We start from the raw sequence: 11,883 nt of genomic DNA, 5'->3' as shown, positions 1-11,883 counted from the left end.
CCGGCAACCCCATGAACCCGGCATCGCGCGGTTGCCGGCCAGCGGCCGGCACTACCGGAGGTAGGGGTCGCCGACCATGGCGGCGGCCAGGTGATCCAGGAACGAGCTGATCCGCGCCGACACCGCCGTGTTGCGGTAATACACCGCGTGGATCGGCTGGCGCACCTCCACGGTGAGTTCCGGCAGCAGTTGGACCAACCGCCCGGCGTCGCGATCACGATGGGTCATGAAGTCGGACAGGCAGACGATGCCGACGTCCTCCAGTGCCAGCGCGCGCAGGGTTTCGCCGCTGGAGACGGCGATGGCCGGGCGCACGTGCAGCAGTGCGTCGGTGTCGCCGGGCAATGGCCAATGATTGAGCGAGTCCGGTTCGTTGAAGCCCAGCAGCGTGTGCCCGCGCAGCTCGGCCACGCGTGTGGGCGTGCCGTGCTGCTGCAGGTACGCCGGGCTGGCCAGGACCCGCAGGCGGCTGTGCGCCAGCGGCCGTGCATGCAGGGTGGAATCGGCCAGCGGCCCGATCCGGATCGCCACGTCGGTGCGCCGTTCCAGCAGGTCGATGTAGCGCTCGCTGCTGTTGAGTTCCAACAGCACGTCCGGGTAGCGCGCCCGGTACTCAGCGACCAGCGGCGCGATCGCATGCAGCACGAACGGCATCGCCGCATCCACGCGCAGGCGCCCGGCCGGACGGTCGCGGCGGGCGGCAATCTGCTCTTCGGCTGCCTCCACCGAGGCCACGATGGCGCGCGACTGTTCGAGGAAAGCGGCCCCTTCTTCGGTGAGCTGCAGGCGCCGCGTGGTACGGGTCAGCAGCGTGGTACCGAGCTTTTGCTCCAGCCGCGCCAGCGCCCGGCTCACCCCGGAGGTGGTCTGGCCCAGGGTTTCGGCGGCGGCGGTGATCGAGCCGCTGTCGATCACCGCGATGAAGGCCTGCATTTCGTCGAGGGTGGTTTTCATGGCGGTGAGCCGGCACGCGGGAGGCCTATTATTGATCATGGGGCAAGAGTGATTGGCGTGAAGGCCGCTTTTTCGGCAAGAGTGCGGCGCGCAGACTGCGCAGCCTCACCTCCCACCGGTAACCCACCATGTCCCGTGGCATCCCCTTGGCCCTGCTGGCGCTCACGCTTGGTGCGTACGCCATCGGCACCACCGAATTCGTCATCGTCGGGCTGATCCCGACCATCGCCGCCGACCTCGGCGTGTCCCTGCCCTCGGCCGGCCTGCTGGTCTCGCTGTACGCCCTGGGCGTGGCGGTGGGCGCGCCGGTGCTGACCGCCCTCACCGGCCGCGTGCCGCGCAAGACCCTGCTGGTGGCGCTGATGGTGCTGTTCACGCTGGGCAACGTGATCGCCTGGATGGCGCCGGGCTACGGCTCGCTGATCGTGGCGCGGGTACTCACCGGCCTGGCGCATGGCGTGTTCTTCTCGATCGGCTCGATCATCGCCACCTCGGTGGTGCCCAAGGAGAAGGCCGCCAGCGCGATCGCGATCATGTTCACCGGGCTCACCGTGGCCCTGGTCACCGGGGTGCCGCTGGGCACCTTCATCGGCCAGCACCTGGGCTGGCGTGCGACCTTCCTGGCCGTGGCCGCGCTCGGTGTGATCGCGCTGATCGGCAGCCTGCTGTTCGTGCCGCGCAATCTGCAGCGCAGCGAGCCGGCCACGTTCGGCCAGCAGTTGTCGGTACTGGCGCAGCCGCGTCTGTTGCTGGTGTATGCGATTACCGCGCTGGGCTACGGCGGCACGTTCCTGTCCTTCACCTACCTCGCCTCGATCCTGCAGGACGTCAGCGGCTTTTCGGCCAACGCGGTCAGCGGCGTGCTGCTGGTGTACGGCGTGTCGGTGGCCATCGGCAACCTGTGGGGCGGCCGCCTGGCCGACCGTCGCGGTCCGATCCCGGCGCTGACGTTGATCTTCGCGTTGCTCGCCGCGGTGCTGTTCGTGCTCACCTTCACCGCCTACAACAGCTGGCTGGTGCTGCTGACCGTGCTCGCACTCGGTGCGGTGGCCTTCGGCAACGTGCCGGGGCTGCAGGTGTACGTGGTCAAGCAGGCGAAGCGTTTCGCCCCGCAGGCCGCCGACGTCGCCTCGGGCCTGAACATCGCCGCCTTCAACGTCGGCATCGCCCTCGGTGCGTCGCTGGGCGGGCTGGTGGTGGATCACCTCGGGCTGATGCATACCCCGTGGCTGGGTGCGCTGGTGGTACTGGGCGCGCTGGGTCTGACCGTGCTGAGTGGTCGCCTGGATCGTCGCGATGGCGTGGCCGACCGCGCCGACGGCATCGCGGTGAGTGCGCATTGATGGATCGTGTGGCGGACCTCCACAACGGCAGCCGACCAACGGTTCGTTTCACGCAACAGCAGCCGACCAACGGTCGGCTCTACGTCGCTTTACGGTGCACGGCGTAGCCTGCACTGCCTCCCCCCTGAAGGAATTTTCATGAGCATCCCCGCATTCGGCCTCGGCACGTTCCGCCTCAAGGGCCAGACCGTCATCGACTCGGTCCGCAACGCATTGGACGTGGGCTACCGCGCCGTCGACACCGCACAGATCTACGACAACGAGGCCGAGGTTGGCCAGGCCATCGCCGAATCCGGCGTGGCCCGTGACGATCTGTTCCTGACCACCAAAGTGTGGATCGCCAGCTTCAGCCACGATGCCCTGCTGGACAGCCTGCGCGAGAGCCTGCGCAAGCTGCGCACCGACCATGTCGAGCTGACCCTGATCCACTGGCCCTCGCCGAAGGATGCGGTGCCGATGGCCGAGTACCTGGGCGCACTGGCGGAAGCAAAATCGCTGGGCCTGACCCGGCAGATCGGCATCTCCAACTTCACCATCGCCCAGACCCGCCAGGCGATCGAGATCCTGGGTGCCGATGCCATCGCCACCAACCAGATCGAAGTGCACCCGTACCTGCAGAACCGCGCGCTGATCGCGTTCCTGAAGGAACAGGGCATCCACGTCACCGCGTACATGAGCCTGGCCTACGGCGAGGTGCTCAAGGACCCGGTGATCCAGGCCATTGCCGAGCGCCACCAGGCCACCCCCGCGCAGGTCGCATTGGCATGGGCATTGCAGCAGGGCTACGCGGTGATCCCCTCCTCCACCAAGCGCGAGAACCTGGCCAGCAACCTGCTCGCCGCCGACCTGCGCCTGAGCGATGCGGACATGGCGCAGATCGCCACGCTGGACCGTGGGCAKCGCCTGGCCAACCCGGAAGGCATCGCGCCGGACTGGGATTGAGGCAGGCGGGCCTGGTCGGCAGTCGCGGTGGTGTTCTTCCTTCGCGCCTGCTGGCCGTGTTCCCGATATAGGCGGCGGTAGGGTCGGATCCGTATCGACCGTCGACCATGTGGATCGGCGCGGCGAACGCATGAGCCGTTGCAGGAGCCCGTGCGTCGACGCGGGTCATGCCATTGCCGGAACCTGGCGCATTTCACGGCAGTTGATCGGGATGCGGCCCTACCAGCATCCGCGGCCGCGGCCGCGGCAACAGTATTGAATCAGGCCTGCAACCATGCGCGCATCGCTGCGCTCACCTCGTCCGGTTTCTCCATCGGCGCCAGGTGCCCGCAATCGGGCACCACCACCAGTGTCGATCCCGGCACCAGCGCGTGCATTTCCTCGCTGATCGCCAGCGGGGTGATGCGGTCGTTGGCACCGCACACGATCAGCAGCGGATCGCGGTAGCTGGCCAGGGCGTCGTGGCCGTCGCCACGTTCGAGTGCGCTCTGGCGCAGGAACACCTCGGCACCGAGCCGCGCGGTCATGTCGCGCACGCGCTGCACCAGCACGTAATCGTCCCGCCGCGAGGCGTCGATGTAGCTGCGCATCAGTGTGTCGCCAAAGCCGTGGAAGGTGCCGGGCAGGCGCACGCTGGCGCGCTGCGACCGGCGCTGGGCCGCGCGCTCGGGCGAATCGGCATGGATCGACGTATCGATCAGGGCCAGCCGCAGCACCCGCTCCGGTGCCGTGCGCAGGATCTGCTGGGCGACGAAGCCGCCGAGCGAGAAACCGGCCAGGGCGAAACGCGCCGGTGCCTGCGCCAGCACGTCATCGACCACCGCCTGCAGCGTCTCGCCACGGGTCTGGTCGCCCACACTGCAGTCGGCGATATCGGACAGGTCGGCGATCTGCGCCCGCCAGAGTTCAGCGTCGTTGAGCAGGCCGGGGAGGAGAAGCAGGGGGAGGCGGTCGGTCATGGCGATAGTGTCGCCCCGCCGGCGTGCACGAGCCATGCCGCCAACGGCTCAGTGCGTTGCGGTATCTGGCGGCACGGGCACCTGCACGTCCTGCACCGGCAGGGTCACCACCATCACGGTGGAATCGTCTGGATCGAGCCGGGTCTTGAAGCCCAGGCTCTGGCACATCGCCAGCATGGTGCTGTTCTCGCGCAGCACCTGGCCTTCGATGATGTTCAGGCCCAGCCACTGCGCGTACTCGATCATGATGCTCATCAAGCGCCAGCCAATGCCGTGCCCCTTGAGGTCCGAGCGGATCAGGATGCCGTATTCGCCGCGGTCGTAATCGGCGTCGGCATGCAGGCGCACCGCGCCGAGCATGTCGCCGCTGCGCGGGTCGATGGCTACCAGCGCGATCGAGCGGGCGTAATCGAGCTGGGTCAGGCGGGCGATGAACTCGTGGCTGAAATGCTTGACCGACTGGAAGAAGCGCAGGCGCAGATCGTCGTCGGTGACGCGGGCGAAGAACGCGCGGAACAGCGCGTCGTCCTCCGGGCGCACCGGGCGCACGAAGGCGGGCGCACCGTCGGACAGGGTAATGGTGCGCTCCCACTCCTTCGGGTACGGGAACACGGCAAAACGCGGATGGCCACGGCCCTTGTGCAGCTTGCGCGAGGGCGCGATGGCCACGCGTGCGTCCAGCGCGATCACCCCGTCGCGGTCGGCGAGCAGCGGATTGATGTCCAGGCTGCGGATCTCGGGGATGTCGGCGGCCAGCTGGGCCAGCTTGACCAGGATCAGCGCAACCGCGCGTTCGTCGGCGGCCGGCACGTCACGGTACGCCTTGAGGATGCGCGAGACGCGGGTGCGGCCGATCAGTTCGTGCGACAGGCGCAGGTCCAGTGGCGGCAGCGCCAGCGCCTTGTCGTCGATCACTTCCACCGCGGTGCCGCCGCGGCCGAACACGATCACCGGGCCGAAGGTCGGGTCGTCGGCGATGCCGGCGATCAGTTCGCGCGCCTTGGGGCGGACGATGGTCGGCTGCACCAGCACGCCGTCGATGCGTGCATCCGGGCGCTTTTCATGCGCCCGCGCGATGATCGAGGTGGCGGCGGCATGCACCGCCTGCAGCGTGCCGAGGTTGAGGCGCACACCATCGACGTCGGACTTGTGCGGGATGTCGGCGGAGAACACTTTCACCGCGACCGTGGCGCCCTGCTCCAGCAGCGGCTGGGCCAGGTCCATCGCCTCGTGCGCGTCGCGCGCCTGCATCACCGGCGCCGAGGGAATGCCGTAGGCGGTGAGCAGCTGGTGGGTGGCGATCGGGTCCAGCCACTGCTGGCCGGCAGCGAGCGCGCGCTCGACCAGCGCCCGCGCGGCGACGGTGTCGACCACGAAATCCTCGGGCAGGCTGGGCGGGGTTTCCATCAACGCGGCCTGCGCGTCGCGGTAGCGCACCAGATGCTGGAAGCCGCGCACGGCCTCGGCTTCGGTGGGATAGGTCGGCACGCGTGCCGCGTTGAGGGTGGCAGTGGCGCGGTCGTCGTTGCCCAGCCAGACCGCGAACACCGGTTTGTCGCGGTGGTGGCGCGGGCGCAGGCCAAGGGTGCGGGTGAGCGCCTGCGCGGCGTCGGCCGAGGAGGTGAACGCGGTGGGCACGTTGACCACCAGCACCGCGTCGTTTTCGCTGTCGGACATCAGCGCGTCGATGGCGGCGGCGTAGCGCTCGCCGTCGGCGTCGACCACGATGTCGACCGGATTGCTGCGCGACCAGCCTTGCGGGAGCACCGTATCGAGCTGGGCGACGGTGGCCGGCGACAGCTCGGCGAGGCTGCCGCGCAGCGCCAGCAGCTGGTCCACCGCCAGCCGCCCTACCCCGCCACCGTTGCTGAGGATGGCCAGCCGCCGCCCGGGGAAGGTGCCGAGCCGGCCAAGCGTTTCGGCGGCGGTGAACAACTCGTCCAGCGCGCTGACGCGCAGCAGGCCGGCGCGGTTGAACGCCGCGCCGTAGACGGCGTCGCTGCTGGCCAGGGCCTGCACATGGGTGTCGGCGTCGGGATCGATGCGGATGTGGCGGCCGGACTTGACCACGACGACGGGTTTGGCACGGGCGGCCGCACGCGCGGCCGACATGAACTTGCGCGCGTCGCCGATGTGTTCGACGTAGAGCAGGATCGCGCGGGTGCGGTAGTCGGTGGCGAAGTAGTCGAGCAGGTCGCCGAAGTCGACATCGAGGGTGTCGCCGAGCGAGACCACGGCGGAGAAGCCGACCGAACGGGCGACGCCCCATTCCACGAGCGCGGCGGCAATCGCACTGGATTCGGAGATCAGGGCGAGGTCGCCGGCCTGCGGGAAGTGGGCGGCGATGCTGGCATTGAGACGGGCATGCGGGGCGATGACGCCCAGGCAGTGCGGGCCGAGAATGCGCAGGCCTTTGGCGCGGGCGGCGGTTTCGACCTGGGCGGCGAGCGAGCCGGGGCCCTGGCCCAGGTTGGCGGTGAGGATGATGGCGGCGGCGACGCCACGCTCGGCGGCGGTGGCCACCACCTGGGGGACGATGCTGGCCGGCGCGGTGATGATGACCAGTTCGGGAACCCAGTCGAGATCCTTGAGCCGTTTGACGGTGCGGATGCCGTCGATGTCGCTGTAGCGCGGGTTGATCCAGGCGACCTTGCCGGGGAAGCCGGTGGCGCGCAGGTTGCGCATGACGGCGCGGCCGGCGGAGCGTTCGCGCGGGCTGCCGCCGATGACGGCGACCGATTGCGGACGGAAAACGGATTGCAGGTGGTAGGTGCTCATGGGCCGCACAGTCGCCGGGTCATGGGTGACACGGTACACGGCTGGAGTGGTGGGTGTGATGATCTGGCGCAGGTGCGGGATCGAGATTCAAGGCAGCTCGACAGCGCGTCCACCGGTAGTTCCTTTCCTCGTGCGGGACAGCGCCGCCCTGCCCGGCCGAGACACGGCTTGAACTGCGCCGCCGTACGCACTGGCGCCGTTGTGTTCCGCACGTGGCCACGCGCTCGTGTGGTTTCGATGATGCCGCTTCGTTCTGCCGAGCATGGCTCGGCACTACCGTATGGCATCCGTGCCCGGCGGGAATGGCATCCATGCCCGATGGGGCATGCCGCCGCGCGTGCGGACAGTGGCGCATTCCGGTGTGGCTACGCGCTCGTGTGGTTTTCGCCGGTGCCGGTTCGCTCTGCCGAGCATGGCTCGGCACTACCGTGTGGCATCCGTGCCCGGCGGGAATGGCATCCWTGTCCGGTGGGGCATGCCGCCGCGCGTGCGGACAGCGGCGCATTCCGGTGTGGCCACGCGCTGGTGTGGCTTCGCTGATGCCGCTTCGTTCTGCCGAGCATGGCTCGGCACTACCGTATGGCATCCGTGCCCGGCGGGAATGGCGTCCATGCCCGGCGGGAATGGCATCCGTGCCCGGCGGGGCATGCCGCCGCGCGTGCGGACACCGGCGCATTCCGGTGTGGCCACGCGCTGGTGTGGCTTCGCTGATGCCTCTTTGTTCTGCCGAGCATGGCTCGGCACTACCGTATGGCATCCGTGCCCGGCGGGAATGGCATCCGTGCCCGACGGGCATGCCGCCGCGCGTGCGGACAGCGGCGCATTCCGGTAGAGCCACGCCATGCGTGGCTGGCACTCACCGTGTTGGACTACAACAACGTGCCGCTGAGAATCATCGCGGCGATGCTGAAGTAGATCACCAGGCCGGTGACATCGACCAGGGTGGCCACGAACGGCGCCGAGGCGCTGGCCGGGTCGAAACCCAGGCGTTTGAGGATGAAGGGCAGCATCGAGCCGGACAGCGAGCCGAACGTGACGATGCCGACCAGCGCCGCGCCGATGGTGAGGGCCAGCAGCTTCCAGTGCTCGCCGTAGTCGTGCAGGCCCAGCAGCTGCCAGGACACGATGCGGATCATCGCCAGCACGCCGAGGATGGCGCCGAGGGTGAGGCCGGTGGGGACTTCGCGCAGCGCGACTTTCCACCAGTCGCGCAGGCGCAGTTCGCGCAGGGCCAGGCTGCGGATCAGCAGCGAGGTGGCCTGGGAACCGGAGTTGCCGCCGGAGCTCATGATCAGCGGGATGAACAGGGTAAGCACGACGGCGCGGGAGAGTTCGTCTTCGTAGTGCTGCATGGCGCTGGCGGTGAGCATTTCGCCCAGGAACAGCACGCTGAGCCAGCCGGCGCGCTTGCGGATCATGTCGAAGAAGCCGATCTGCATGTAGGGCTTTTCGAGCGCTTCCATGCCGCCGAACTTGTGCGCGTCCTCGGTGGATTCCTCGATCAGGGCGTCGAGGATGTCGTCGACGGTGACGATGCCGAGCACGTGCTGCTGGGCGTCCACCACCGGGATGGCAAGCAGGTCGTGGCGGCGGATCAGCTGGGCGACTTCTTCCTGGTCGAGCATCGCATCGACGGTGACCGGCGGGTTGACCTGGGCCACCTCGAGGATGGGCTCGTCGGGCAGGCCGGTGATCAGCCGGCGCATGGTCACCACCTGCACCAAGGTGCGCGCGTGCGGGTCGAGCACGTAGATGGCGTAGACGGTTTCGCGGGTGCGCTCGACTTCGCGGATGTGCTGCAGGGTGCGGCCGACGGTCCAGTCGGCGGGCACGCTGACGAACTCGGTGGTCATCAGCGCGCCGGCGGTATGCGCGGGATAGCTGAGCAATTGCTGGATGGAGTGGCGTGCCTCGGCGCTGAGCAGCGGGATCAGGCGGGCGCGCTCGTCTTCGTCCAGTTCATGGACGATGTCGGTCGCGCGGTCATCGGCCATCAGCCCGAGCAGGGCGGCGGCGCGGGCCACCGGCAGCAGGCCGACCAGCTCGCCGCTGCGGTTGAGCTCGGGCTGTTCGAGCATCTTCACCGCACGCGGCAACGGCAACGCCGCCAGCGTGTCGGCAGCGCGCGACAGCTCCAGGGTGTTGAGGAACTCCACCGCGTCGGCGGTGTTGAAGTGCTCCAGCGGTTCGCTCAGGGCGGCGGCATCGGCCACCGGGCGCAGCAGGTCTTTCTGGTTCATCGGGTTCGCCTGTGGGGATCGCCATGCGCGACGCCAGCAGTGGCGAACCGTCCCTCGTCAGGCGGTGGCCATCACTGGCGTCGAGCAAGGTCGACTTCTACTGTCGCTGGACATGKGTTTGGGGACTCCGCAAGGGTGTACTGCCGGACGTGCCGGCAGCGGCGGGCAGTCTGGACCCGGGCGCAGGGCGGGTCAACCCGTGGCCGGCTGCGGTGTTGGGCCGCGATTGACGTTGGGCCAACGCCGGCGTCGCATAATGGGCCTCGATATTGCCCGGCGACACTCCCATGAGCAGGTCCCTCCATGCATAGCGGCGCGCTCGAGCTGGCCCTGGTGCTGCTGTTGGCGGCGGTGATCGCGGTACCGGTGTTCAAGAAGCTGGGGCTGGGCGCGGTGCTGGGCTACCTGGCCGCCGGCGTGGTGCTGGGCCCCGATGGCCTGGGCTTTGTGCAGGATGCCGACCGCATCCTCGGCGCGGCCGAGATCGGCGTGGTGATGCTGCTGTTCGTGATCGGGCTGGAGCTGTCGCCGGCACGACTGAAAGTAATGCGGCGCTCGGTGTTCGGCGCCGGTGCATTGCAGGTGGCGCTCAGCGCGATCGTGCTGGGCAGCTTGTTGCTGCTCGATCATTTCCAGTGGAAGAGCGCGCTGATCGTGGGCATCGCACTGGCGCTGTCGTCCACGGCGGTGGGCCTGCAGCTGCTGTCCGAGCACAAGGGGATCAACAGCGACTACGGTCGGCTGGGCTTTGCGATCCTGCTGTTCCAGGACCTGATCGCCATTCCGCTGCTGGCGGCGATCCCGCTGTTGGGTGGGGCCAAGAACGAGTCGCTGCAGTGGCAGGACGTGGCGGTGGCACTGGGTGCGCTGGCGGTGGTGATCCTGTGCGGGCGTCCCGTGCTGCGCCGCCTGTTCAACATCATCGCGCGCACGCGCAGCCCCGAGGTGTTCACCGCGATGGCGCTGCTGGTGGTGCTGGGCACCGCCTGGTTCATGCAGGAGGCCGGGCTGAGCCCGAGCCTGGGCGCGTTCCTGGCCGGCGTGCTGCTGTCCGATTCGGAATTCCGCCACGAGCTGGAATCGCAGATCGAGCCGTTCAAGGGGCTGCTGCTGGGCCTGTTCTTCATTGCGGTGGGCATGGGCATCGACCTGGACCGCATCGTGGCCGAGCCGGCGATGATCGCCGCGGGCGTGGCGATCCTGCTGGTGGTGAAGTTCGGGCTGCTGTTCGGCATCGGCAAGCTGGCCAGGCTGCGTACCCGGCACGCGCTGATGCTGGGCAGCGTACTGTGGCTGGGCGGCGAATTCGCCTTCGTGGTGTTCAACGAGGCGCAGCGCGCGAACCTGCTGGGCAATGCCAACCACGACCGCCTGGTGGCGATCGTCGGCCTGTCGATGGCGATCACGCCGCTGCTGATGATCGCGCTGATGCGGCTGCTGGGCAGCGAGGATGCGGCACAGGCAGACGAACGGCCGGCCGACAAGGTGGATACCGACGGCGCGCCACCGCAGGTGATGATCGCCGGCATGGGCCGCTTCGGCCAGGTGGTGGCGCGCCTGCTGACCGCGCAGAAGATCCCGTTCGTCGCGTTGGAGTCCAATCCGGACACGGTCTCGGATCTGCGCCGGTTCGGCAACAAGCTGTACTACGGCGATCCGACCCGGCCGGAGATGCTGCGCGCGGCCGGCGGCGAGCATATCCGCGTGTACGTGGTGACCCTGGACGACCCGGACGCGAACATGCGCGCGACGCGCCTGATCCGGCGCAACTATCCCGATGCGGCGGTGCTGGTGCGCGCCCGCAACCGCCAGCACGCGTGGCGGTTGATGGACATGGCCGCCGAACCGTTCCGCGAGGTGTTCGGCACCAGCCTGGAGCTGAGCGAACGGATGCTGATCGCGCTGGGCATCCCGAAGGACACCGCGCGCAGCCATGTACAGCGCTTCCGCGAACATGACGAAAAACTGCTGCGCGACCAGTACCTGGTGTACGACGACGAGACGGCGGTGATCCAGACCTCACGCGATGCGCGCGCGGATCTGATGCAGCTGTTCGAGGCCGATGCGGAGAGCGATGGAAAGGCGTCGGATCGCGACCGCCACGGTTGAACCGGCGCGATGGAAGCGCTGGCGGCGACGGGATGAAAGGGAGCCGACCCACGGTCGGCGCTACGCGGGGTGGTCCGCCGGATCAGCCGTTGTCGCGCAGGAACCGCGCCATCGAGGACACGCCCGGCACGCGCGGCTCGAACTCGCCGGCCACGTCGATGAAACCGCGCATGACCGCGATCTCGCGCGGGCTGCGGTTGAGGGCATCGCGCACGTCCGGGTCGGCACCGGCACGCAGCAGGCGCTGCACCAGCAGTGGCAGCCCATGCAGGGCGGCCAGGTGCAACGGACCGAAACCGCGCGGATCGCGCACCTCCAGCGACACGTCCTCGTCGAGCAGGCGCTCGACCGCGGCCAGCACGACCTGCTCATCGCAGGCGGTGCCCGGTTCAGCGCGCGCGCCCAGCAGCAGCAACAGCGGCGTCACCGAACCGGCCGCGGCCTGGTCGGGCTCGGCGCCGGCCAGCAGCAGGGTGTCTAGCAGGGCCAGCAGGCGCGAGCGGTCGCGGGCGCTGAAGCCGTAGAGCGCCGCGCAGTGCAGCGGGCCCAGTTGCTGCG

The 11,883-nt window shown here is 68.9% G+C and carries 8 protein-coding genes; 3 read left to right on the top strand and 5 right to left on the bottom strand.

Annotated elements, in window-relative coordinates:
• Positions 1-51 precede the first annotated feature (51 nt).
• Positions 52-954, bottom strand: coding sequence for a LysR substrate-binding domain-containing protein (locus AC1DQP_RS03235; RefSeq protein WP_478051091.1), 903 nt, complete (start codon positions 952-954; stop codon positions 52-54).
• 128 nt (positions 955-1,082) lie between these two features.
• Here AC1DQP_RS03235 and AC1DQP_RS03230 point away from each other — a divergent pair, with 128 nt between their 5' ends.
• Positions 1,083-2,297, top strand: a complete 1,215-nt coding sequence (locus tag AC1DQP_RS03230; RefSeq protein ID WP_457317824.1) for an MFS transporter — start codon at positions 1,083-1,085, stop codon at positions 2,295-2,297.
• Positions 2,298-2,435: 138 nt separating this feature from the next.
• The gene (gene dkgB, locus AC1DQP_RS03225; protein WP_478051090.1) at positions 2,436-3,239 is read left to right on the top strand and encodes a 2,5-didehydrogluconate reductase DkgB; all 804 of its coding nucleotides are present in this window, start codon (positions 2,436-2,438) and stop codon (positions 3,237-3,239) included.
• A 260-nt stretch (positions 3,240-3,499) separates the two neighbouring features.
• Here dkgB and AC1DQP_RS03220 read toward each other — a convergent pair whose 3' ends face one another.
• The 3 genes from AC1DQP_RS03220 to mgtE all read right to left on the bottom strand — a co-directional run bounded on the left by AC1DQP_RS03220 (position 3,500) and on the right by mgtE (position 9,216).
• Positions 3,500-4,198 carry an alpha/beta fold hydrolase gene (locus AC1DQP_RS03220; RefSeq protein WP_457317822.1) on the bottom strand — a complete coding sequence of 233 codons (699 nt, stop codon included), beginning with the start codon at positions 4,196-4,198 and terminating at the stop codon, positions 3,500-3,502.
• A gap of 48 nt (positions 4,199-4,246) precedes the next feature.
• Complete coding sequence (locus tag AC1DQP_RS03215) at positions 4,247-6,976, bottom strand: bifunctional acetate--CoA ligase family protein/GNAT family N-acetyltransferase (protein ID WP_478051089.1); 2,730 nt, start codon at positions 6,974-6,976, stop codon at positions 4,247-4,249.
• A gap of 869 nt (positions 6,977-7,845) precedes the next feature.
• Complete coding sequence (gene mgtE / locus AC1DQP_RS03210; protein ID WP_457317820.1) at positions 7,846-9,216, bottom strand: magnesium transporter; 1,371 nt, start codon at positions 9,214-9,216, stop codon at positions 7,846-7,848.
• 303 nt (positions 9,217-9,519) lie between these two features.
• Here mgtE and AC1DQP_RS03205 point away from each other — a divergent pair, with 303 nt between their 5' ends.
• Positions 9,520-11,325, top strand: a complete 1,806-nt coding sequence (locus AC1DQP_RS03205) for a monovalent cation:proton antiporter-2 (CPA2) family protein (RefSeq protein WP_457317819.1) — start codon at positions 9,520-9,522, stop codon at positions 11,323-11,325.
• An 82-nt stretch (positions 11,326-11,407) separates the two neighbouring features.
• Here AC1DQP_RS03205 and AC1DQP_RS03200 read toward each other — a convergent pair.
• Positions 11,408-11,883 (bottom strand): ankyrin repeat domain-containing protein (locus AC1DQP_RS03200; RefSeq protein WP_478051088.1); only part of this gene is annotated, 476 nt, incomplete at its 5' end.

Source organism: Stenotrophomonas sp. P5_A8 (genome assembly GCF_056400545.1).
Note: the sequence above shows the minus strand (reverse complement) of the source record. Positions and strands in the feature narration are given on the sequence as shown.